Here is a 24,257-nt window from a genome sequence, read left to right on the forward strand (position 1 = left end):
TGAATAAATGTTTAACTTCATATTCAGGGATTCACCATGAAAGACCTTATCTTGAAGAAAACGCTTTCGCTCGCTCAATGGATGGCATCACAAATACATCTCCGCACTATGCGTGATGCATTTATTATGTTAATACCTTTCCTCGTATTATCGGGAATAATGATACTTATTAATAATATCGTTATTAATCCCGGCGGGATTTTATCGGGGCTGTTTGCTGATACCACGCTGTCCTCATGGCAAACCGTGGGCAACAAGGTCGTCAACGGTACGATGAACATCCTCGGGTTACTGATCGGGGTCGTGTTTAGCTACAACCTTGCCCGTAACCGCCAGTTTTCCAATCCTCTGATGGCGGCATTAGTGGTTATGAGTTGCCTGTTTGTACTCATGCCTGTCGTCAATGAATTTATGCCAGAAGGTGCGGCTGGCGCGGTCATGATCAAAGGTGCTGCGCCTTATTCGCTGTTGGGCACCAGTGGGACTTTTGTCGCTTTGGTATGCGGTGGATTAGCGACAGAATTATTTATTCGCATCAGTAAAAATCGCCGTCTGCAAATTCGTATTGAAGGTAATGTTCCACCGGCGGTTATCCAGTCATTTAATACGCTCTTTGCGGTGATGATTACCATTCTGGTGTTTGCGCTGGCGTCTTATTGGATTGTTCGCTTCGTCAACATGGAACTCCATGAACTTATCAATAGGCTTATTCAGGCTCCGCTTTTAGGCCTGGCGACCAATTTATCGGCGTTTATCCTGATTGATATGGTTAATAATTTTGTGTTCTCTCTGGGGATTAATCCTGGCGGTATCACCGGTGCGGTGCTGGAAGCGCCGATGCTGGTAGCCATGCAGCAAAATATGGATGCCTGGGCAGCAGGGCGCGAGATCCCAAATATTATTGTGCGCCCTTTTAGCGACCTTTACGGGCGTATGGGGGGAACCGGGATGACGCTATGCTTAATTATCGCCACCTTTATCCGCTGCAAACGTAAAGAGCTGCGTTCATTCTCGCGCACGGTGATACCGACTACCGCCTTTAATATTAATGAGCCGGTTATCTTCGGCTTCCCGATTATCTTTAACCCGATCCTGATCATACCGTTTACCTTTGTCCCATCCATTCTGTATGTCATCGCCTATTACACAACATCATGGGGATGGGTCTCAAAAATTGTCGTGTTTGTTCCGTGGTCTGTACCGCCATTAATTTCAGGTTACTTAGCCAGCGGTGGTGATTATCGCAACGTTATTCTGCAATTCATTTTGTTAGTGCTGGGTGTACTTATCTATCTGCCTTTCTTAATGCTCTATGAAAAAGTACTGAATGGGCAGGGTGCTAATCCTGCGAGCCATGAAATCAATAAGGAGTCATGATGAAAAATATTCTTCTGATCTGTAATGAAGGCATGTCAACCGGATATCTGTGTAACAAAATGAACGAAATTGCCCAAGCGCAAGGCATTGATGTTAAAGCCAGAGCCGTGCCTGAATCGGCACTGGAAGGCCATTATAAAGATGTCGATGTGATAATGGTTGGCCCACAAATTAAATATTTACTCGATTCAATATGCCAGCGTGTTGGCAATAGTTTGCCCGTTGCTGCCATTAGCCCGATTGATTTTGGCAGAACGAATGCAAAAGCGGTACTCGAACATGCGCTCTCGTTGATTGAAAAATAAATGCTCGCCGTTCTGGAGGGATATTAGGATGAGTGGCGAAACAATATTGCAGAAAATTACTTATGTATCGCAGAAGATGGCCTCTGAGATACATTTACGCAGCCTCCGTGACAGTTTTATTATTACTGTGCCCTTCCTCGTGCTGGCGGGGCTGTTCATTATGGTGAACTACGTTTTTCTTGATACAAAAGGCGTTGTCGGGCAATGGTTGTCTGCGGAAACACTGACCGCTATGCGCAGCGTTGGCGACCGCATCCTGACCGGTACGATGAACATTCTGGCGCTCATGCTGGTGGTGCTTATTTCATGGAGCATTGCCAGTAAGCGACAATTTGCCGCACCGATGATTCCTGCGATGGTTTCACTAGCCGCCTTTTTGGTGTTAATGCCGGGTGCGGTGTCGATTATTCCTCTCAACGCCAGTGAGCCGGTACAGGTCAGCGGCGTTATTTCGCTAAGCCTCACCAATGCGGGCGGCGTATTTATGGCGATTATTACCGCCATTATTGCCACTGACCTGTTTTTGTTGATTGCGAAAACCCGTTGGTTGCAAATCCGTATGGGGGACGACGTGCCGCCGATGGTGGCACAATCTTTTCAGTCGATGTTTTCGATTATGCTGGTCGTACTGGTATTTGCGCTGGTTGCCGCTGTGGTGAAAGTGACAACCGGCAAAGAAGTTCACGACATTATTCAAGTGATTATCCAGGCGCCGTTAGTCCATTTGACGACAAATCTACCCGGTTTTCTGGTACTGACGACATTAACTAACTTTCTCTTTTCTTTAGGTATTCACCCATCGGGTATTATCAACCCGATTCTTGAACCGCCATTGTTGGTCGCGATGCAGGAAAATATGGCGGCGTTTGCCCGTGGCGATGTGCCACCGCATATTATTGTGCTGCCGTTTCGTGATTTGTACGGCCACATGGGCGGTACTGGCAGTACGCTGGCGCTGCTGATAGCGGTGTTTCTACGCAGCAAAATATCCAGCCATCAAAAACTCGGTAGAACGGTGCTGGCTCCGGGGTTATTTAATATCAATGAACCGGTTATTTTTGGTTTTCCGGTGCTTTATAACCCACTGATTATGATTCCCTTTATTATTTACCCGCAAATAAATTTTGTGATTGCTTATTTCGCTACTCAGTTTGGCATGGTGTCTAAAATCGTGGCCTATGTGCCCTGGTCTGTTCCACCGTTGTTATCCGGCTGGTTAGGTTCTGGCGGTGATTTCCGTAATGTGCTGCTCCAGATAATACTGCTGGCATTAGGCGTTATGATTTATTTGCCGTTCTTAATGGCCTATGAACGCACGATGATAAAAAGCAAAGTGCAAACGCTGGTGAATACACTCTCGGCAGACAACGGCGCAACGAATACGCATGGGTTGGATATTCTGCGCAATAAAACCATCATCCTGACCTGCAATGAAGGGATGTCAACATCCATTATGGCAAAGAAAATGCGTGACTATGCCCAAAGCCAGGGCTGCGAGCTTTCGGTATACGCCGTCAATATTGGGCGTGTTAGCGAGGAATATCACAAGGCGGATCTGATTTTATTGGGGCCACAGGTTGTGTATATGAAAGACGCCATTATGGCGGATATTCATTCTGCCTGCCCGGTAGCCGCTATTCATTCACAATATTTCAGCAAGCTGGATGGGAGATCCGCCCTTGAAGATGCCGCGATGCAATTAGCTGGCGCAAAATAATTTAACAGGAGTTTATTTATGATCCACTCAGCGTTTATTAGCTTTGGGAACAGCTCAACGTGAACAACATTATGGCGCTATGAACGTGACGATTAAGGCTATTCTCAGCCTGGCTTTCCAGCAGCTATTACCATCATTGATAGTTTTATCCTAAGGACGATCTATGCAACGAATTTTGAACTGCCGCGCCAGTGATTTTAATCAGCCGGTGACGGCAATCGCGTTAAAACAGGCGATTAGCGCATCGGAAGGGCGGGTGATTATGGCGGAAGTCGCGGCCAGTGCGGCTGCGTTGTACGGCGAAGTGACCAATGGTGAACTGTTGTGTGCGTTCGGTGCGGATATGCTGCTGGTCAAAGGGATGGACTGCCAGACCCAGCAGATTGAGGGGTGTGAAGGATTACGTCATTTCAAACAACTCACCGGACGATTAATCGGCGTCAGTTTTGAGGTTTTAGCCGAGGATGGCGGGGAGAATGCCCGTGCGTGGGACGCTAACCGGGTCACTCAGGTGGCTGATGCGGACTTCTATTGTCTGACGGCCTACGACAGGCCCGGTGTGACGCCCCAGCGGGTGATGGACGCGCTGGTAAAATTGCGGCAACAAACCGACAAACTGGTGCTGGTGGCAAAATTTTACGCAGCCGGTTTAGCCGACGCCGATGAGTATGCGGCTTATGTTGTCGCCGGAGCGGACGGGGTTATCGTTCCCGCGCCGTCAAGCTGCCGTGGGGCATCGGAAGCGCGCGTGGCTCAGGCGCTCTCGGCGGTGCAAGCGGCTGGCGGATTAGCGATTACGACAATCAGCAGCAGCCAGGAAGGCGCCGACGAGCACACCGTGCGCCAGATTGCTCTTGCCAGTAAGCGTTGCGGTGCTGATATCTACAATTTCGGCGATGCCGGAGTCGCCGGAATGGCAGACCCCCAGGCGGTTTACACGCTATCGATGGCGATCCGTGGTCGGCGTCATACATGGGTCAGAATGGCGGCATCACAAGCCCGATAAAAATAAACCCCGTAGGCAATATCACCGCTGTTTGCACATAATGCCTGATGGCGGCTTACGCCTTATCAGGCCTACAAACCAGCCCGCAGGCCGGATAAGCGTAGCGCCATCCGGCAAAACCCTGCACCAATCCCCGTAGGCCGGATAAGCGTAAGCGCCATCCGGCAGCCACACGGCTTAGTGTTTCACCAGCGTCGCAAAGTAATACACCAGCGGGATGGCGAGGATCCACAGCCCAATCGGGATTTCGCGCCATTTTCCGGCAATGGTTTTAATCACCACGTAAAACAGCAATCCACCGGCAATCCCTGTGCCGAAGCTGTTAGCAATCAGCGTAATCATCACCATCATCAATACGGGCAACCCGTCGGTGAAATTTGCTAAATCCACCTTACGCAGGCCGCTGAACATGTTCAGGCCAATCAGAATGAGCGCGGGAGCCGTCGCCTCTTTCGGGATCATCAACGCGACCGGCGTAAACAGCAGCATCAGCAGGAACATAATCGCCGCCGCCAGCGCCGTCAGACCGGTTTTACCGCCAGCTTCTGCCGCCGCAGAAGATTCAATCAGCGCGGTAGCGGCAGGAATGCCCAGCCACGGGCCGATCGCGGCGGCGATGGAATCCACCATAAACGGGCGGTTGATGTGCGGCATATTGCCTTCTTCATCCAGCAGACCGGCTTCCCCCCCGACTGCCAGCGTCGTGCCCATAGTCGAGAAAAACTCCGAAGCGAAAAAGACAAACAAGAATGGCAGAAAAGCGATATTCAGCGCGCCGAGCATATCAACTTGCCCCAGCACGGGCGTCAGAGAATGCGGCATATCGATAAAGCTGGCGGGTAAACGGGTGACGCCAGTCGGGATCCCCACCAGCGTGGCGAACAGAATCGCCCACAAAATCGCCCCTGGAATACGACGAGCCTGGAGCGCAATCGCCAGAAACAGCCCGCACAGCGCAACCAACGCCCCCGGCGCGAGGAAATCGCCCAGCATTAATGAGTTCGTTTTAGCATTAGCCAGCACCAGCCCCGCGTTACGAAAACCCAACACCGCCACGAACAGGCCAATGGATGCGGTTAACCCGAGTTTAATCGATTGCGGAACCGAGCGCGTAACCACCTCGCGCAGGCCAAATTTAGTCAATAAAAAGAATAAGATGCCAGACCAACAAGCAATGCCAAGACCAACCTGCCAGCCAATCCCTTCGCTGCCCGCAAGCGTCACGCCGACCAGCACCGAGCCGCCGATACCGGGGCCGACTATAAACGGCAGGTTGGCGTAAAAAGCCATCAGCAGCGTTGCGCCGACAAACACCAAAATCGTGCCGGTCGTTGCCGCGCCTTTATCCATTCCGCCCACCGCCAGCAGGCCAGGGATCACCACCAAAAGATAGGCGGCGGCGAGAAAACCGGTGACACCGGCCAGGCACTCGGTGCGTAACGAACTGCCGCGCGCTTGCAATGCAAAGCGTCGCTCCAGCCAACTCTCAGTTGTTGGCGCTTGAAGGGTATTATCGGCCATTGTGTGGCGCTCCCATGATTATTGTTGTGAGGTAGTTTGCGGGATTTCCCGGCTATCCAGTACCGGGTCAACTATCTGGCGGGTCGTGCCATCGGTCAGCCCTAAATCGGTTAAATGCGGCCCAGCGTTACAGGCAAGGCAAGTCCCCTCAATCGCTTTGAATACGCGATACGGCGGCTCCCAGTCGGCGACTTCAGCACTCAGATCGCGCAGATGGCGGAACGCAGCAGCCAGCTCTGCGGCTGGTTGGTCAGAGAGCATCCCGGCAATTGGCATCGCCACATGGGCCAGAATGTCACCGTTTTGCGCCAGCGCCATACCGCCGCCAGAGGCAATCAATTGATTCGCCGCTTTTGCCATATCTTCCGCCCGACGTCCCAGTACAACCAGGTTATGTGAGTCATGCGAGTAACTGGTGGCAATCGCGCCGCGCAGCTCGCCCCAGCCTTCCAGCAGCGCAATCTGCGGTTTGGCTTCATGGCGACCGTGGCGGTGTTTCACCCAAATCAGGCTGAAACCGTCAGGCAACTGCACGTGTCCATCACGAATCTGCACATCCACTTCGCCCCACTGAGTGAACCGAGCGCCGCGAATGTGGCGCAGACGCGCCGTGCCATGCTGAATGTTACCCACGCGCAGCATAAAATCATCGGCGCTGAGCGGGGAAAGGCGTAGCGTATCGCGCGGCGGTGTAACCCCTTGTGCGGCGGCAATCGGGTGCAGTAATTTGCCGTCGCGGGCGATCTGTTTTCCGGCAACGTAGACGGCACAGGCTTCGAGTTTTTCCAGCGAGCGGAACACGACAAGATCTGCCCGTCGCCCTGCGGCAATCAGCCCCAGATCGTGACGTTGTAGGCGAATGGCAGCGTTCAGCGTGGCAAAGCGCAGGGCGTCGGTGGCTGGCAGGCCGTGTGCAATCAGCAGGTTGAGCAGGGCGATAATGCCGCCTTTTTCCAGCAGCATGTCCGGCGGTACATCGTCGGTGCAAACGGTGATTTGTGAGGAGAGATGCGGCAGCGTTTTCAGCGCCTTAACGATATCCGCCAGCAGGTAAGGGTGCGAACCACGGATTTCCAGCGTCAGACCGGCGCGCAGTTTTTCCAGCGCATCGTCAGCGGAAGTCAGCTCGTGGTCAGAGGTTACGCCCGCCGCAAGGTACGCCTGGAGAGCGGCTCCGCTCAGCCCGCGCGCGTGGCCTTCAATCAGCTTGCCGCTGTTCAGCCCGGCTTGCATGATTTCCTGCATCCGGCAGCTTGCGTGCAGCACGCCATGCATATCCATCACTTCCGCGACGCCACGCACTTCCGGCCAGCTGAGCATGGTTTCCATCTCCGCACCGGCAAAATCCGCCCCGGACATTTCCAGCCCTGGGGTGGAGGGCACACTGGATGGCGCTGCCACCATCACCTGTAGCGGCAGGTGGCGGCTGGCTTCAACGGCGTAACGCACGCCCGCCACACCGAGCACGTTGGCCAACTCGTGGGGATCCCAAAATACGGCTGTTGTCCCTTGCGCCAGCACAATTTCGGCGTAGCGCTCTGGCGGCAAGTGCGAGCTTTCGAGGTGCACGTGGGTGTCCATCAACCCCGGCGAGAGATAAACATCGGGCAGGGAATGGCGCTCAAGGGCGTCATCACGGCTGCCGCGCGGGTGCACGCTGGCGATCATATCGCCCACAATACCGACATCGGCTTCGCGGATTTCGCCCGTCACCATATCGACGATATTGGCATCGGTAATCAGAAGATCAAACGGGGATTCACCGCGCGCAGCCTGCACGGCGCGGCGGCGGTTTTCAGCATCGCTGGACATAACAACTCCGGCACAGGGATAATGAGCGCTACTTTAGGGGCAGAGCAAACGTTTGCCCAGATGAATAAACTTATCACCTGATAACTTCGGCTTATCTTGGGTGATAGCCACGAGTGAAGCACACCATGACGGAACCCTGGCAGCGATTGCCTGCGCTCTCGCTTAAACAATTGCAGTATTTTGTCACGTTGGCGCAGTTGCGTCACTTTACCGATACCGCCAATCGTCTGGCCATCAGCCAACCCGCGCTGAGCAGCGCATTGCGCCAAATTGAAACGGTGATTGGCGGCAAACTAGTGAACCGCACCGCTTCGGCGGTGACGCTAACTGAGCTGGGCGCGGCGATTTTACCCCATGCCCAGCGGGTGCTGAGCATTGCGCAACTGGCGTTTCACGATATGCAGCAAATTGTCGAAGCCGGAGGCGATGGCACTGTGCGGATTGGGCTGATTCCGTCGGTAAGCTCGTTGTTATTCCCGCTGTTGCCCAACGCACTGGCGCAGGCATTTCCGCGTTTGCGCGTTGAATTTCACGACCGCACTAATGACGCGTTAGCGAGCGACTTACAAAGCGGGCAGATTGATTTCGGTATCGGGGCTATCGACAGCTCGTTGCCGGAGGCGTTGCAGGTGTTCCCGCTGCGTGAAGATCCGCTGGTGGCGGTGCTGCACGTTGATGATGCCCTTGCCGGAACGCCGCACTTGCCGTGGAAACAGCTAGCCGCGCGTGATATCGCGATGTTCTCCAAAGGCAATATTCAGCGCTTAGTCGGCGCGCTGGTTGAGAGCCAGCATCTGACGCTGAACGTTCGCTATCAGGTCGATTATATTGAAACGCTGTATGGGTTGGTGCGCTCGCGGTTGGCTGTCGGTATTTTGCCGCAGCTTTACACCACGCATTTACAAGACCCGACGCTGCGGGTGGCGCAGCTGCAACAACCGGCGTTAACCCGCACCGTGGCGCTAATGCGCGGCTCGCAAGCGTTACCGCCGTTAATCGAAGCCTGTTTCACATTGCTGTTAAATGAGCTGCGTGGCGTCAGGGCAGATGCTTAATCAGCACATCGACCGTTAAATGGTTGATGTAACCAAGCGAATTTGACGAGAGTACGCCGAGCAGCCGGTTATGGTGTCCGGCGATAATTAAGTCGATATTTTTGCTGCGCACGCAGGCTTCCACATCCTCAAAACGACGTGTCGTGACCAGCACCAACGTATGCACGGGTAGCGAAACCGTCGCCGCCAGTTCGCTGAGCAAGGCTCTGGCCTGGATCACCTCCTGCGAGACATCGTCGTCCATCAAGCTATCGGAAACGTAGTTGAGCGACCGATAGTCAGTGCTGACGTGGGCGAGGGTAATCTGCATCGCATTATCCTGCGCCATCCGCGCTGCATGTTGGAGCAGCGGAATTCCATCAATACTGCTATTTATAAGCACCAACGCATGGTGATAAACCGGCATCGTAACACCTCTATATTCGGCGGATGTGAGTACAAATATTGTCTCTGTGCGCGTAGAAAAGCAAATCGCGACGGCGTTAACACATCTCACTTTTTTTCCTGTTTTTGTTTGCGGTAATAACTGTGAATTTGGTCACGATGAGGGGCATTTTTTTGAGCTTGCTCGCTATTTCCGTTCTCGCATAGAACTCATTTCCTCTTGCAGGCGGAAAACGTCTGTCTGTCGGACGGCAGAATAAGACTTAGTATCGTCAACAACCTAATTGAAGTGATATTCCCGCAGAGTCTGGGGATGTGTCGATGGAGAGGGATGTTAATGCTTATTACTCGGGACAATATTTTTTTAAATCAGACATTCAGAGACAAACAGGCCATTTTCCATTTTCTGGCTGCACATGCCGTTTCACAAGGTTGGGCCGAAAATGCACAAATCATTGAAGCCGATCTGTGGGAGCGTGAAAACCAGTACTCTACCGGCTTTGAAAATCAGATTGCGATTCCACATGCCAAAACGGCCAATGTCTCTCGCGCCGGAGTGATCTTTATTCGTTTGCAGCAGCCTATTACGTGGGAAAGCCTCGATGATCAGCCGATTCAAATTATTTTTGGATTACTGGTTCCTGAAACCGGCGCTCAATTTTTGCACTTACAAATTATTAATAGCCTTGCAAGCCAGATAGTTGATGACGAGTTCAGAGAACGGTTATTTACCGCCGATGATGAAGATGAGTTGTTTCATTTTATGCAGTCACGTATCGAGATTGGGGAACAAATATGAATATTGTAGGTGTTACATCATGTATTGCCGGTTTGGCTCATACGCCAATGGCAGCAAAGTCGCTGGAAAAAGAGGGCGCACGCCTGGGGCATTGGGTGAAAATCGAACAGCAAGGCGCGATGGGCATAATGAATCGGATTACCGCCGAGGAAATTGCCGATGCGAACTTTGTGCTGATTGCCGCCGATCGCTCTATTGAAGAAGAGGAGCGATTTGCCGGGAAAATAATTATCCGGGTGAAAATTGGCCAATGTGTTGGTCACGCAGCGGAAGTGATCACAAAATGCGTCACAGCCGTTGAGTCTCGTCAAAATAAATAACCGTGGTGATGTCATGAAAAAGATAATGATAGACATTAAAAACCATTTAATGACCGGGATTTCCTTTGCCTTGCCCGTCATTATTGCGGGTTCGCTGATGGTTGCGGTGGCCAAAATTATCGGCCTGGCAATCGGTGAGCCGAATCTGGATATATTTGCGAAAAACGATGGTTTACTGAATTGGCTGTATTTGACACAGGATATCGGTTTTAAAATTATTGGCCTGATGAACTATGTCCTGGGGGCCTATGTCGCTTATTCCATCGCCGGGAAAAAAGGGCTGGCGGCCGGTTTTACCGCAGGGCTTATTGCTTCAATTACCGGCTCTGGCTTTTTGGGCGCAGCATTGGGAGGCCTGCTGGCGGGCTATTCCTCTGAATGGGTTGGGCAGAAAATTCGGATTACCGGCTCAGCATCCAGCTCAGTGCCATTGATTATTTTGCCGTTCATTACCGTGGGCTTACAGGTTCTGGTGATGTTGCTGCTACTGGGCGATGTACTGAGCTGGATTAATTCATCGCTGATGAGTTGGGTACAGCAGATGACGGAAGACGGCACCAGTACGGTGGTGCTGGCGGCAGTGTTGGGCGGCATGATTTGCTTTGACTTAGGTGGCCCAGTGAATAAAGCCGCATGGGGCACTGGAAACGTACTGTTCCTGAGTGGCGTATACATGCCAGCCATTTTGATTAATGTCGCGATTATTATTCCGCCGTTAGGCTATGCCGCCGCGCGCTTTTTGCGCCCAGGAAACTTTAACCAGACGCTGAAAGAAGCCGGTAACGGTGCTGTTATTATGGGGATTTTAGGTATTTCTGAAGGGGCGATCCCTTTTACGCTCCGCAACCCTGCGCGACTCATTCCCCTTAATGTGCTGGCAGGCGCGTTGGGTTCTATGACCGTGGCATTATTGAAAGCCTATCCCATTATGCCTCCGCTGGGTGGGCTTTATGGCGGCTTTACTATCGGTAACCCGTGGGCCTATTTCCTCGGTGCGTTGGTAGGAACGGCGGTTATTGCCTTTGGTGCCAATATACTGGTGAATTTCAACGACCAAGAGTTGGATGCTCAATCCACTAAGTCAGCATCCAGTGAAGAGATTGAAATTAAATTTGATTGATTTACCACGCCTGGTATTGGGGATAAGCGAATGAAAAGTAAAATCGTGCATATATATAGCCATACCCACTGGGATCAAGAGTGGTATTTTACATCGTCACGTTCACGTATTTATTTGTATCACCATGTAAAAAATGTCATCCGTCAGTTGGAGAATAACCTCGATTTTTCTTGTTATCTGCTGGATGCGCAAAGTGCATTAATTGAAAGCTATTTACAGTGGGCGCCCGAGGATAAAGATGCGTTGTATTCTTTAATCGCCGGGAAGCGCCTGTTGACTGGCCCGTGGTATACCCAAACCGACCAACTGGTTATTCATCAGGAATCGGTCGTGCGCAACCTGTGGTACGGTATGAAAATTGCCAACGATGCCGGTGGCAGTATGGCGTTGGGCTATGTGCCGGACTGTTTTGGTCAGGGCGGCAATATGCCGCAGATTTATCAGCAGTTCGGTATTCGACATGCTCTGTTTTGGCGCGGCATTGCAGATAATACGCTCCTTGATAGCGAGTTTTATTGGCAGGGCGATAATGGCGACCAGGTTTTCGCCGTCCAGATGCCGTGGGGATACCATTACGGCGGGTTATTAGATGAAACCCCGGACACTATGGCGGCATTTTTAAATGACAAAATGGCGCGTATTGAAGGGCGGAGTTCTCGGGTGAACTTGCTGTACCCGCATGGTTTTGATCAAGCGCCAATTCGTGAGAATTTGCCGGAGTTAGTTCGCCAGTTCAACGCTTGCGACCGCGATCGCCACTACCAGATTAGTCACCCTGCCGAATTTGTCATGGCCGTAGAAAACGAAACCGCTGGCGATGTCAGTAGGCTGCGCGGAGAGTTGACCGAAGGTAAGCATTCACGGATACACAAAACGATTTTCTCTTGTCGGGCCGATCTTAAGCAGTTGAATAATGAGGTTGAGGCGCTGCTGGTCAACACGCTGGAGCCGGTACTGGCGATTAGCCGTGGTCTGGGGCATGACTACCCAGCGCATGTGGTTGCGGATATCTGGAAATTGATGTTCTTTAATGCCGCGCACGACAGTATCGGGGGCTGCAACAGCGACGACACTAACCGTGATATTTTCTTTCGTTATCAGCAAGCGCGGGGGCTCGCCACGCATTTGCTGGAACAGAGCGTCCGGCTGATTGCGATTCGTACACCGCGCGAGCACGATTATACGTTTTCGGTTTTTAACCCACTGCCGCATGTGACCGCGCCCCAAATGACCTTCGAGGCTTGGCTTCCGGGAACGCCTTTCACGCTGCGCGATGCACTCGGCAATGCCGTGCCTTATGTCATTGAAGAACAGGTCGAACTGACAGAATATGTGCTGAACCAGACCATCCGTCTTAATCCAGGAAAAGCGTACGCCAGGCCGAACAAGGTGTATCGCAGCACGATTACGGTGAATAGCAGTGCGCTACCGGCACTGGGCTATACCCGTTGGCACCTTGATTTCGGCGTGGATGGCGCCGCTCATACTCACACTGACACCGCTTCGTTTATCGAAAACGCCCACTATCGTATTGATGTCGAAGAAGATGGCCTGCTGACTATCACGCATAAAGCCAGCGGCAAACGTTATGAACGCCAAATGCTGCTGGTCGATAACGGTGACGATGGTGATTCCTATAACTATTCGCCGCCACGTAAAGACCTGATAGTGACCTCCGAAGGTAGCCTGACGGCGTTATCCCGAGAGTGGAATGACCTGAATCAGACGCTGCATTTGACGTATCAGATGAAAGTGCCTCGTGATTTAACATCGCGGGCGCAGGGCCTTATCGACGGTGTTATGCCGATAACGGTCAGTGTGGTTTTGCAGCAAGATACGTTGATCCGTTTCAACGTTGGTGTGGATAACACCGCGCTGAGCCACCGTTTATGCGTCCATTTCGCGACCGATATTTTAGCCAATGTGTCCTGTGCCGATCAGTTATTTGGCGTGGTGACTCGCCCGGTTCAGCTCACGAATTCGCTGGAAGTATGGCAGGCGGAACATTGGCAAGAAAAACCTATCTCGATTGAGCCGATGCAGAGTTACGTCAATCTGCATGATCAGCGGCACGGTTTTACATTGCACACCAATGGCGTGCGTGAGTACGAAATTGTGGGCGATGGTTTTAATACGGTGGCTTTGACGCTGTTTCGCTCGTTTGGCTACATGGGCAAAACGGATCTACTTTATCGTCCGGGGAGGGCTTCGGGAGAAACGGCGGTGGCGACGCCGGATGCTCAACTATTGGGAAGACTTTCGTTTGCTTTTGGCTGGCGTATTTATGAGGGGACGTTTGACGCTGCACAGAATGCGCGTATTTCGAAAACCTGGCTAACGACGTTTCCTGTCTACCAGGGTAGCGATTTTCTCAATGGTCGTCTGCGTTTTTGCCTTAGTGATGAACCGCGCGATTACCCGCAAGAATACAGCCTGCTGGCATTCCCATCCGGCCCAGAGGATGCGCTATTGAGCGTGGTGAAATGTGCCGAGCAGGAAAACGGGCTGATTTGCCGTTTTTATAACCCTAATTTGACCACCACCGTGGCTATCCCTGAAATCGAACGGTCACGCTGTGTGCAACTGGATGAAAAGACGCCAATGCCACCAAGGCGGGATCTGAAGCCAAATGATATCCAGACCCTGTACGTAGATATCGTCTGAGAGGGAAAGATGAGACTGTTCACCAATAAGCGGGTTCGGGATATTTTTATTCAGATTGCTCAAGGAACAGCGACACAAGTTTCGTTGGCAAAAGAGATGAAGGTATCGACACGGACGATCCGTAGTGATTTGAAAACGTTAGGTGAGATTATTGCTGAGGTTGGGAACCGTCTGGTCTACGATCGTAAAAACGGATTTTCCATTCAGATTGATAATCTGGCAGGGCATAACACCTTACTTGAACAGTCACAAAAACCGTGGAAGGAGGCTCGTTCGACAAGTGAACGTCGTCGAGCCTTGCTGACCGCGCTGTTGCGTCAGGATGCAGAGATCTCGCTGGAAACGCTGGAGCGGACATGGTTTATCAGTATTTACAGCCTGAGACATGACGTTACGTTGCTCAAACGCCACTTTGCCCTTTACGGCATCACTATCCACAGTGAGGGCGCTGACCGGCTAACGCTACAGGGGCGAGAAATAGCGCTACGGCGTTGTATTTACGATCATCTGTTACGTGCGAAAGAGACTGAAGCGGACGGCTACGCATTTTTTGATGCCCCAGAAAATATTTCGGATATCAAACAAGTGCTAAGCCACTATTTTGTTCAGTATGGCGTGGTTGTTAGCGATGTGAATCTGCGTTTTTTTACCCTGATCTGTGCGATAACCGGTGAACGTCTTCGTCGGGGGCATTGGTTGCTGGAATATGAATTTGAGAGCGGCAACCCAGCATTAAACACCATTGCCAGTGATATTCTCCGGCTATTGCTGGGCGATAAAACAGCGTCGTTACCGCACAGTGAAATTGCGTATATGGCGATGAACATGATGGCGTTTTGTTCTACAGCATATGAAAACGTGATGGTTCCTAATAGCGATGTTGCAGAGCAGATGATAATGAACAATTTTCTCAGCTATGTGAGTTCATCATGGTTTTGTGAAGTCTTTTACGACGAGCAGTCTCGTGCGAATTTACTCAACCACCTTAAAGCGATGCGTATTCGGGTAAATAATGGCATCACCATTATTAACCCATTAATTGACCAAATTAAGCGCCACTATCCGTTGATGTATGAAATGACGCTTGCGGCATTTAGTGAGTTGGAGCACTTGTTTTCTGGCCCCATCAGTGATGATGAAATTGGTTATTTAGTGATGCATATTGGCGCAATTCTTGAAGAAACCCATCTCAAAGACGCTAATAATAGACTGAGTGCTTTAATGGTGAGTGAACAGGGCAGTGCTTCGACGCGATTGGTGTGCCAGAAAATCACCCGGATGTATCCAAATATCGCCATTTCACGCTGTATCTCTGTGGAACAGTATAAGTCTGCCGACAGCGTTGAAGAAAGTATCGTCATTAGTTTAGTCAATATTGAAGAGAAAAACCGCCGTGTTATTCACTTACCGCCGCTGCCAGAGAGATGGCAGCTCGAAAATATGAAGTATTTCTTAAAAGCGGAAATGACACCACCTGCCGCGATGGTAAGTTACTTTTCAGCCAGCCACTTTTTCATTTTTGATAGCCAAACGCACAGTAAGGCATCGCTGATTCGCTATCTCGCCTCACAACTGACTCAGCAAGGGCGGGTGGATGAGCACTATTTAGATTCTGTGCTGGAGCGTGAAACACGAGCCTCTACGCTGCTGGATGATAAAATAGCCATCCCGCATCCGCTTGGGCTGGTGGCCTTGAGTACGATGGTGACTGTCGCTGTTTTTCCTGACGGCATTGAGTGGGATGTGGGTAAACGCGTGAAGCTGGTTTTTATGCTGGCAATCAGTGAGGATGCTTTTGTGGATAGTATGCTTATTTATGACTACCTCACGAATATTCTCGATGATGATGTTATTAATGCATTAAGCCAATGTAAAAATTATGTGGATTTCATAACGCTTTCGCACAAGTATTTTCTATAGCCGAACGGCGCTGTTTTTTTCAACGCACTGCGGCCTTAGCGGGATGGCTGAGGGTATCGCGGCGTAAAAATTTGAACGTCAGGAAAAAAATATTACTCGAGGCTAAATACAGTAAAAGAGGTATTCATAAATATAGCATCACGGTGAAAATAATAACCCTTCATTGATAACAGAAGGATATTATATGTTACGTAAATCAAAAATACTGGCAGTCTCGATCTTTTTTTCCACTTTATCCACCGCTGTGTTAGCCAATACACCCTCCATTATTGCTCACCGAGGAGGCACTGCCGATGCCCCGGAGAACACGCAATATGCCATTCAGAAATCGATAAGTAATGGTGCTGATGCGATGTGGGTTACCCTGCAACAGAGTAAAGATAATGTGATTGTGCTGTATCGCCCATCTGATTTATCGAAACTGACCAACCTGACTGGCCCGGTGTCGTCGCAAACGTTCAGTGCACTGAAAAAAGCTGATGCAGCATATAACTATTCCCCACCTGATTATCCTCTTAGAGGGAAAGGCATTTCGGTGCCTTCGCTGGAGGCGGCATTAAAAAAATGGCCAACGACATTTTTCTTTTTAGATATAAAATCGCCTGATGCCTCACCACAGAAATTTGCATCTCTCCTCGCAAAGACATTACGCAAAACCAACAGTCTGAACAGGGTTAGGGTGTACTCCACGAACGATCAATATTTGGATGCCTTGCCTGCAGATATTCCTCGCTTTGCGGGCCGTGATATCACTCGCACCATGTTGGCAAATGTTACGATGAATCATGAGTGCGCTTTGGAAGCACAGAACAGTAAACCAGCATGGTACGGTTTTGAATACCGGCGTGAAGTGCGTGTTATGGAATTATTTACCATCGGAGAGGGGACTTCTAAATCATTTATGAGCTGGGACCGCGAAGCATTTGATTGTTTTCGCAAGAATAAGGGAAACAAAGTCATTTTGTTTGGCATCAATAATGTGAAAGACTACCGACAGGCTAAATCCCTCGGTGCTGACGGTGTTGTGGTTGACTCCCCAGCTAAATTTAAGAGTATTGCTGACCACTAGAGCGACGTTGATCTCTTCCCTGATTTAACTTAGCAATTGATATTGGGAAGGGCTTGCGTCAACAAGCATCTTCCCCTAAGCTGGCAAAAAGTATAGATATTCTATCTAAATGACTCGGGGTGCTCTTCTTAAATGAAGGCTGAGAAATACCCGTACCACCTGATCTGGATAATGCCAGCGTAGGGAAGTCTGAGGCCGTCTGGTCATTGCTTCTTCGCGTTATGGCAGGAGCAAACTATGCAAGCTGACCTGCTGAGTCCCGCGCAATACGCGCACACCCTACATCTTCTGCACCAACACTCCCCGCTGGTTCACTGTATGACTAACGATGTCGTGCAGACCTTTACCGCTAATGTTTTGCTGGCGCTTGGCGCATCACCCGCGATGGTGATTGATGCGGGCGAAGCCGCACAGTTTTCCACAATTGCCAGCGCGTTGCTGATTAACGTCGGCACGTTAACGCAGCCGCGCGCGCAGGCGATGCGGGCTGCCGTCGAAAGCGCCAATCGCGCTAATACACCGTGGACGCTTGATCCCGTTGCCGTGGGGGCACTGACATTGCGCAGTGATTTTTGCCGTGAGCTGCTGTCGTTACGCCCAGCGGCAATTCGGGGCAATGCGTCAGAGATTATGGCATTAGCGGGAATGAGCCACGGTGGGCGCGGCGTAGACACGACCGATACGGCTGCGGCGGCGCTTCCTGCGGCGCAGGCGTTAGCGCGGGAAAGCGGGGCGATAGTGGCCGTTACCGGCGAGGTGGATTACATCACCGATGGCCAACATACGCTGATGGCGCAAGGCGGCGACCCGCTGATGACGCGCGTTGTCGGCACAGGTTGCGCTTTATCCGCCGTGGTGGCGGCAAGCTGTGCATTGCCGGGCAAGCGGCTGGAAAACGTCGCGGCGGCTTGCGCCCTGATGAAGCTCGCTGGGCAACAGGCCGCCAACGGACGCGGGCCGGGGAGTTTTGTTGCGGCATTCCTCGATGCGTTGTACACCCTGAACCCGGAGGTCAGCGCATGAAACGGATTAACGCATTGACCATCGCCGGAACCGACCCTAGCGGCGGCGCTGGCGTGCAGGCAGACCTGAAAACATTCTCGGCGCTGGGGGCTTACGGCTGTTCGGTGATGACCGCGCTGGTAGCGCAAAATACCCGTGGCGTTCAGTCTGTTTACCGCATTGAACCTGATTTTGTCGCCGCACAGTTAGATTCTGTGTTCAGCGATGTGCGTATCGACACCACCAAAATCGGTATGCTGGCGGAAACCGACATTGTGGAAGCGGTGGCAGAGCGCCTTCAGCGTTATCGCATTCAAAATGTGGTGCTGGATACCGTGATGCTGGCGAAAAGCGGTGATCCGCTGTTGTCTGCCTCGGCGGTAGCAACGCTGCGCCAACGGCTGCTGCCACAGGTTTCGTTGATTACGCCAAATCTGCCGGAAGCGGCGGCATTGCTCGATACCTCGCACGCACGCAACGAGCGGGAAATGCTCGAACAAGGGCGGGCGTTACGGGCGTTAGGTTGTGAAGCGGTGTTGATGAAAGGCGGCCACCTTGATGATGCCGAAAGTCCGGACTGGCTGTTTAGTGCCGAAGGGGAAATGCGCTTCACCGCGCCACGGGTGATGACCAAAAACACTCACGGCACGGGCTGCACATTGTCGGCGGCGCTGGCGGCGATCAGGCCGCGTCATGCCAACTGGCAAGAAACCGTGCCGCTGGCAAAAGCCTGGCTCTCTAAGGCGCTGGCACAGGCCGACACTCTGGAAGTTGGCGAAGGTATTGGGCCAGTTCACCACTTTCATGAGTGGTGGTAGTTTTCAGGGGGTTCGCCACTTATACTGGCTCAGGACTCATCGCCAGGAAAAGATAAATGGAACAGGCGCATACCCGATTAATCGCGCAACTCAATGAGCGTATTGCCGCAGCGGATAACACGCCGCTGTACCTGAAATTTGCTGAAACGGTAAAAAATGCCGTGCGCAGCGGTGTGCTGGAGCACGGTAATATTCTGCCCGGTGAACGTGACCTGAGCCAGTTAACCGGGGTATCGCGCATTACTGTGCGTAAAGCGATGCAAACGCTTGAAGATGAGGGGGTCGTGACGCGCGCGCGCGGTTACGGCACTCAAATCAATAATATCTTTGAATATTCACTCAAAGAGGCGCGCGGTTTCTCGCAACAGGTGGTGCTGCGAGGTAAAAAGCCGAATACCTTATGGGTGAATAAGCGGATTGTTGCCTGCCCGGATGACGTCGCATCGCAGCTGGCGGTTGAGCCGCACAGTGAGGTTTTTCTTCTTAAACGTATTCGGTATGTGGATGATGAAGCGGTATCTATTGAGGAGTCGTGGGTTCCTGCGCACTTAATTGATGATGCAGATGCCATTGGCGTGTCGCTGTATGACTACTTCCGCAGCCAGCGTATTTTCCCGCAGCGCACCCGTTCCCGCGTCAGTGCCAAAATGCCGGACGCTGAGTTTCAGTCACATATTCGGATGGACGAAAAAATACCGGTGCTGGTTATCAAGCAGGTTGCGCTTGACCAGCAGCACCGGCCTATTGAGTACAGCATCAGCCACTGTCGTAGCGATTTATATGTCTTTGTGTGCGAAGAGTAATTCTTCACGCGTTGGGCTGCAATCGCCGCCACGATGACCGACAACCCATGAGGCTACCGCGTTACCGAGCAGGACGGATTGCCCCAAAGTCCAGCTCGATGCCAGCCCCGCCAGCGTACCGCCCGCATGGCTGTCTCCAGCCCCGATGGTATCCACGACGCTTGTGGGGAACGGTGCGGCTAGCCCTTGTTCCTGCTGGCTAAAATACCACGCGCCGTCTTTATCGTGGCGCACTACCAACGGCGCGTCGAATTTCTCAAGCCATGCCTTCCCGAATGCTTCCTGCGTGTGTGCACAGAGGTTAAACCTCTCTGCGGCTATCTCCGCCTCCTGGCGATTCAGCGAGATAATGGGTTTACAGGCCATGATCCGCAGCATCAGATCGGCGGGAATATCCGCAATCCGTGGGCCAAAATCGATAAACGGCGTGATATCGCACAACCCCTCCAGCCAGTTGACCAACAGCTCGCCGCACGGCGAGGCCAATTGATAACCTGAAAGCGACACCAGGCTATTTGGCGCAACGTGAAGCTGCGCCAGCCAGTCACTATTCCACTGGTTTTCCACGCCGCTGAACGACATAAATGTCCGCTCGCCGTCAGGCTCCACCAGCGCCAGACACCAGCCGTTATCGCCCGACACACCCTCTATCTGGCTGGTTAATCCTTCTTTGGCAAGATTATTGCGGATGATATCGGCCCATACGCCCTGACCAATCGGCAGCGCATTCTGTGCCTGTATTCCCAGCCGTTTAAGCGCCACGGCGATATTCAGCGCACAGCCGCCGATATTAACGCTCTGCTGTTGCAGCTCAATATCGCAGCCACGCCAGGGGAGGGCGTAGGCGTCGGCAATCACATCAATCACCGCCGCACCCACCACGGTAATGTGACGCTGATTGCTCAGCGTCGGTAGCCGTTGCATCAGTCTCATGATGCCTCCCGTTGCGCTCTGTAATGGGCCAGTGCAGTGGCATAACGGGTAAAGTCGAGTTGATTAACGTCGTCAAGTTGCTGTTTTAAGGCCGGGTTGATAGCGGAAACCCCGCCTAATGCCCCACAAATCGCGGTCGCCATTGCGCCAATGGTGTCAGTATCGCCACCCAGATTGGCACACAAAACAGCGCATCGATTTGGGTCGCCCTGCGCCAGTTCTACCATTGCAATGGCGCAAGGCACAGACTCAATGGTGCTGGTTCCCGCGCCCACCAGTTGGTAAAGCTGTTCGCTGGCCGATTCCACGCCGTGGGCGTTACGAACCACGCTGAGCGCCAGCTCTAGCCGCGCCGCCAGTGATGCGCTGAATGTGGTGATGCGTTTTTCCTGCGCCTGACGAGCCACGGCGGGCAGTGAATCCACTATCTCCGTCCAGCGGTGGCCTTCGATAGCGCGGGATACCGCCCAGGCCACCACCACCGCACCGGCAACGGCGAGGTCAGATTTGTGCGTTGGGCTGGAGGCCAGCGCCACTTCATCAATAAAGTGGTCGAGATGGGTAGCGGGCAGCAAACATCCCAGAGGGGAAACGCGCATCGCTGCGCCATTGGTGACGCCGTTGTTCTCCAGCTCGCTCACCGGTTTACCGTCGCGAATCGCATTGAGGGCGATTTTCGATGTTGGCCCCAGCACGTTTTTATTGAAGGCGTCGAACCCTTCCGCCCATGCCAGGATATTGCGGCCAATAACGTCTGGATTGATCTGCCCGTCGCATTCGATAATGGCATCGGCCAGGCACAGCGCCATTGACGTATCGTCGGTAAATTCCGCGCGGTTGAAATAACAGGCGGCGTTGTTTTCCGCCGGCCCCGGCAGAAAATGGTCTATCCAGCCAAAGTGAGCTTTAACGCGCGAACGGGGCCACAGTTCCGAGGGCATCCCCATCGCATCTCCTAATGCCTGGCCGTAAAGCGCGCCGAGAATACGTTGTGCTTTCATTTCACTTCCCCTTGTGTCAGTGCATTTTCGCCAGAGTCGTTTTGCACCTGAATGGCTGTGATATCTTTATCCGACTCGCGAAAGAAAATCATAAACAGCACGGCGATGATGGCGATCATTATGGCGCCGAAGCCCCACATTCCCGCCCAGTTGAAGGTCAACCCATTCACCGGCTCTTTATAGGTAAACATTTTTTCCATCATGACCCCGCCAATGCGGTAGCCCAGCAGGCTACCAAAGCCTTGGCAGCAGAGGGTAATAAGCCCCTGCGCAGCGGTGCGCATATGCACAGGCGCTTTTTTATCAACATAGATATACGCGGTGACGTAATAAAAATCGTAGCTCACGCCGTGGAGCAAAATACCGAGGAACAATAGGGCGTAGGTGAAGTATTGCTCTGCGCCACCGTAAACAAAAAATCCGTAGCGAATAGCCGCAGTGACCAGACCAAGCAACAATACCTTTTTAATACCAAAACGTTTGGTGAAGAACGGCAACGCCAGCATAAAGAAGATTTCGGAGAACTGGCCGAGCGTCATCCATCCAGTGGCATTATGCATCCCCACTTCGCTCAGGTAGCCGTTGGCAAAGATGTAGTAAAACGCCAGCGGCATGGCGAACAGGAAAGAGCAGAAGAAAAAGACGAGGAAATTTTTGTCGCGTAGCAGCACCAGCGCATCCAGCCCCAGCATGACTTTGAAGTCCATCTTGCCGGTGCTTTTCGGCGGCGTATTGGGCAGCAGGAAGGCAAAAATACCCAGCAGCAGCGAACTGGCAGCCGTGATCAGTAACGGAACGTTGGTCGGGGAGATATCGTCATAGCCCATCATTTGCGGCAGAAAACCGCAGACTAGGCCAGAGGCTATCCAGCCAATCGACCCCATTACGCGAATGCGCGGGAAGTCACGCTCCACATCCGGCACATTGGCAAACGCGATACTGTTGGTCAACGCAATGGTCGGCATGTAGGTGAGCGAGTAAGCCAGCAGCAGCGGGAAGAAGCCGCTGAACGTGGTTTGTTGCGCGGCGAAATAAATCAGAATTGCGCCTGCAAACATCAGCACTGCCAGTACTTTTTGGGCGCAGAAAAAGCGGTCGGTCAGCGAGCCGACAAGAATCGGCGAGAGGATCGCCGCGATGGCGGTACAGGCATACGACCAGCCAATTTCACCGGCGGTAAATCCGCTTTTATTCAGCCATAGCCACAATGGTACAAACCAGGCGCCCCAGATAAACCATTCAATAAACATCATGAACGACAGCTTTACTGTAGTTTTCATCTCTAAATCCTTCATGACAGGTAAGGTACGCACAGACAATACCATTACATAATACCTTTTAAATACCTTTGAGGTGAAACCTTGAGCTGCGTAACACTTTTCCGTTCATGAATCGTGCCAGCAGATTGCACTTAAAAATGCCCTCATCATGGAAAAAAACGTCATCCGCGACCAGACTTATTGCTGCCCAAAACATTCTGGGCGGGATATTTACGCACGCCGACGCAACGTTGGCCTTACGGGAGCATAGCTATGACTGATATTGCGCAGTTGCTTGGCAAAGACGCCGACAGCCTTTTACAGCATCGTTGTATGACCATTCCAGCCGATCAACTCTATTTGCCGGGTCACGATTACGTTGACCGAGTGATGGCGGATAACAACCGTCCACCGGCGGTATTGCGAAATATGCAGACGCTCTACAACACTGGGCGTTTGGGAGGCACGGGGTATCTGTCTATTCTGCCGGTAGATCAAGGGGTTGAGCACTCTGCTGGTGCTTCATTTGCGGCGAATCCGCTCTATTTTGATCCAAAGAATATTGTGGAGCTGGCGATTGAAGCCGGATGTAACTGTGTCGCGTCAACTTACGGCGTACTGGCCTCCGTTTCACGCCGTTACGCGCACCGCATTCCGTTTCTGGTAAAGCTGAATCATAACGAAACCCTCAGCTACCCAAACACCTTTGATCAAACGCTGTACGCCAGCGTTGAACAGGCGTTCAATCTTGGGGCGGTGGCCGTTGGCGCAACCATCTATTTCGGCTCTGAAGAGTCGCGTCGCCAGATTGAGGAGATTTCTGCCGCCTTTGAACGCGCGCACGAGCTGGGGATGGTTACTGTGCTGTGGGCGTATCTGCGGAATCCGGCGTTCAAGAAAGACGGTGTTGACTACCATGTTTCTGCTGACCTAACCGGGCAGGCAAACCATCTGGCGGCGACTATCGGTGCGGATATCGTCAAACAGAAAATGGCGGAAAATAACGGCGGCTACAAAGCGGTCAACTTTGGCTATACCGACGAGCGCGTTTACAGCAAGTTGACCAGCGAGAACCCGATTGATCTGGTGCGTTACCAGTTAGCGAACTGCTATATGGGGCGCGCGGGGCTGATTAACTCCGGCGGCGCGGCGGGCGGCGAAACCGACCTTTCCGATGCGGTGCGTACGGCGGTTATCAACAAACGTGCGGGCGGTATGGGGCTGATTTTAGGGCGTAAAGCCTTCAAGAAATCGATGGCGGATGGCGTACAACTGATTAACGCGGTTCAGGATGTGTACCTCGACAATAAAGTGACTATCGCCTAATTTCACTGTTCTTCAGAGCTTGCGCTTATCCGTGGCTGAACGGGTA

At 52.2% G+C, this 24,257-nt stretch carries 20 protein-coding genes, 1 pseudogene and 1 riboswitch; of the genes and pseudogenes, 15 read left to right on the forward strand and 6 right to left on the reverse strand.

What is annotated here, in order from left to right; genetic code table 11:
- Positions 1-36: 36 nt before the first annotated feature.
- From AC6I4B_RS08650 to AC6I4B_RS08665, 4 genes are all read left to right on the forward strand, one after another.
- Complete coding sequence (locus AC6I4B_RS08650) at positions 37-1,377, forward strand: PTS sugar transporter subunit IIC (protein ID WP_497771023.1); 1,341 nt, start codon at positions 37-39, stop codon at positions 1,375-1,377.
- Positions 1,374-1,682 (forward strand): PTS sugar transporter subunit IIB, encoded by a 309-nt coding sequence (locus AC6I4B_RS08655; protein WP_497771024.1) that lies wholly within the window; start codon positions 1,374-1,376, stop codon positions 1,680-1,682. Before AC6I4B_RS08650 ends, AC6I4B_RS08655 begins: the two co-directional genes overlap by 4 nt.
- A 28-nt stretch (positions 1,683-1,710) precedes the next feature.
- Entirely contained in the window at positions 1,711-3,399 is a 1,689-nt protein-coding gene (locus AC6I4B_RS08660; protein WP_497771026.1) for a PTS transporter subunit EIIC, read from the forward strand.
- Positions 3,400-3,562: 163 nt separating this feature from the next.
- Positions 3,563-4,405, forward strand: coding sequence for a DUF7916 family protein (locus AC6I4B_RS08665; protein ID WP_497771027.1), 843 nt, complete (start codon positions 3,563-3,565; stop codon positions 4,403-4,405).
- Between the two features lie 177 nt (positions 4,406-4,582).
- Here AC6I4B_RS08665 and AC6I4B_RS08670 read toward each other — a convergent pair whose 3' ends face one another.
- Both AC6I4B_RS08670 and AC6I4B_RS08675 read right to left on the reverse strand, forming a co-directional pair.
- Positions 4,583-5,926 carry an NCS2 family permease gene (locus AC6I4B_RS08670; RefSeq protein WP_497771029.1) on the reverse strand — a complete coding sequence of 448 codons (1,344 nt, stop codon included), beginning with the start codon at positions 5,924-5,926 and terminating at the stop codon, positions 4,583-4,585.
- Positions 5,927-5,943: 17 nt separating this feature from the next.
- A pseudogene (locus AC6I4B_RS08675) lies at positions 5,944-7,738 on the reverse strand (adenine deaminase); the annotation flags it as partial.
- 125 nt (positions 7,739-7,863) lie between these two features.
- On the opposite strand from AC6I4B_RS08675, the gene AC6I4B_RS08680 reads away from it, so the two are divergent.
- A complete protein-coding gene (locus AC6I4B_RS08680; RefSeq protein ID WP_497771030.1) occupies positions 7,864-8,793 on the forward strand; it encodes a LysR family transcriptional regulator in 930 nt (309 codons plus the stop codon).
- Here the strand turns inward: AC6I4B_RS08680 and AC6I4B_RS08685 are convergent.
- Positions 8,777-9,199 carry a universal stress protein gene (locus AC6I4B_RS08685; RefSeq protein ID WP_497771032.1) on the reverse strand — a complete coding sequence of 141 codons (423 nt, stop codon included), beginning with the start codon at positions 9,197-9,199 and terminating at the stop codon, positions 8,777-8,779. The genes AC6I4B_RS08680 and AC6I4B_RS08685 overlap by 17 nt on opposite strands.
- A gap of 309 nt (positions 9,200-9,508) precedes the next feature.
- On the opposite strand from AC6I4B_RS08685, the gene AC6I4B_RS08690 reads away from it, so the two are divergent.
- The 9 genes from AC6I4B_RS08690 (at position 9,509) to AC6I4B_RS08730 (ending at position 19,692) form a co-directional block, all read left to right on the forward strand.
- Positions 9,509-9,976 (forward strand): PTS sugar transporter subunit IIA, encoded by a 468-nt coding sequence (locus AC6I4B_RS08690; protein WP_497771033.1) that lies wholly within the window; start codon positions 9,509-9,511, stop codon positions 9,974-9,976.
- A complete protein-coding gene (locus AC6I4B_RS08695) occupies positions 9,973-10,296 on the forward strand; it encodes a PTS fructose transporter subunit IIB (protein ID WP_497771035.1) in 324 nt (107 codons plus the stop codon). The genes AC6I4B_RS08690 and AC6I4B_RS08695 overlap by 4 nt, the downstream gene beginning before the upstream one ends.
- 13 nt (positions 10,297-10,309) lie before the next feature.
- Positions 10,310-11,416: a PTS fructose transporter subunit IIC gene (locus AC6I4B_RS08700; protein WP_497771036.1), complete on the forward strand. Its 1,107-nt coding sequence runs from the start codon at positions 10,310-10,312 to the stop codon at positions 11,414-11,416.
- Between the two features lie 30 nt (positions 11,417-11,446).
- Positions 11,447-14,080: a mannosylglycerate hydrolase gene (gene mngB / locus AC6I4B_RS08705; RefSeq protein WP_497771038.1), complete on the forward strand. Its 2,634-nt coding sequence runs from the start codon at positions 11,447-11,449 to the stop codon at positions 14,078-14,080.
- A 9-nt stretch (positions 14,081-14,089) separates the two neighbouring features.
- Positions 14,090-16,000: a BglG family transcription antiterminator gene (locus tag AC6I4B_RS08710; RefSeq protein ID WP_497771039.1), complete on the forward strand. Its 1,911-nt coding sequence runs from the start codon at positions 14,090-14,092 to the stop codon at positions 15,998-16,000.
- Between the two features lie 184 nt (positions 16,001-16,184).
- Entirely contained in the window at positions 16,185-17,069 is an 885-nt protein-coding gene (locus AC6I4B_RS08715; RefSeq protein WP_497771041.1) for a glycerophosphodiester phosphodiesterase family protein, read from the forward strand.
- A 105-nt stretch (positions 17,070-17,174) separates the two neighbouring features.
- A riboswitch (TPP riboswitch) is annotated at positions 17,175-17,272 on the forward strand.
- Between the two features lie 34 nt (positions 17,273-17,306).
- On the forward strand, positions 17,307-18,092 hold the full coding sequence (thiM, locus tag AC6I4B_RS08720; protein ID WP_497771042.1) for a hydroxyethylthiazole kinase: 786 nt from the start codon (positions 17,307-17,309) through the stop codon (positions 18,090-18,092).
- On the forward strand, positions 18,089-18,889 hold the full coding sequence (thiD, locus tag AC6I4B_RS08725; protein WP_497771044.1) for a bifunctional hydroxymethylpyrimidine kinase/phosphomethylpyrimidine kinase: 801 nt from the start codon (positions 18,089-18,091) through the stop codon (positions 18,887-18,889). Before thiM ends, thiD begins: the two co-directional genes overlap by 4 nt.
- A gap of 56 nt (positions 18,890-18,945) precedes the next feature.
- Positions 18,946-19,692, forward strand: coding sequence for a GntR family transcriptional regulator (locus AC6I4B_RS08730; RefSeq protein WP_497771045.1), 747 nt, complete (start codon positions 18,946-18,948; stop codon positions 19,690-19,692).
- Here the strand turns inward: AC6I4B_RS08730 and AC6I4B_RS08735 are convergent.
- The 3 genes from AC6I4B_RS08735 to AC6I4B_RS08745 are packed head-to-tail and all read right to left on the reverse strand — an operon-like array spanning position 19,666 to position 22,906.
- Positions 19,666-20,625 (reverse strand): PfkB family carbohydrate kinase, encoded by a 960-nt coding sequence (locus AC6I4B_RS08735; RefSeq protein WP_497771047.1) that lies wholly within the window; start codon positions 20,623-20,625, stop codon positions 19,666-19,668. The two genes, AC6I4B_RS08730 and AC6I4B_RS08735, sit on opposite strands and share 27 nt — an antisense overlap.
- Complete coding sequence (locus tag AC6I4B_RS08740) at positions 20,622-21,626, reverse strand: ADP-ribosylglycohydrolase family protein (protein ID WP_497771048.1); 1,005 nt, start codon at positions 21,624-21,626, stop codon at positions 20,622-20,624. The genes AC6I4B_RS08735 and AC6I4B_RS08740 overlap by 4 nt, the downstream gene beginning before the upstream one ends.
- Complete coding sequence (locus AC6I4B_RS08745) at positions 21,623-22,906, reverse strand: nucleoside permease (RefSeq protein ID WP_497771050.1); 1,284 nt, start codon at positions 22,904-22,906, stop codon at positions 21,623-21,625. The genes AC6I4B_RS08740 and AC6I4B_RS08745 overlap by 4 nt, the downstream gene beginning before the upstream one ends.
- A gap of 252 nt (positions 22,907-23,158) precedes the next feature.
- On the opposite strand from AC6I4B_RS08745, the gene fbaB reads away from it, so the two are divergent.
- Positions 23,159-24,211 (forward strand): class I fructose-bisphosphate aldolase, encoded by a 1,053-nt coding sequence (fbaB, locus tag AC6I4B_RS08750; RefSeq protein WP_497771051.1) that lies wholly within the window; start codon positions 23,159-23,161, stop codon positions 24,209-24,211.
- Positions 24,212-24,257: the final 46 nt, after the last annotated feature.

It is taken from the genome of Kluyvera fluvialis, from assembly GCF_059725275.1.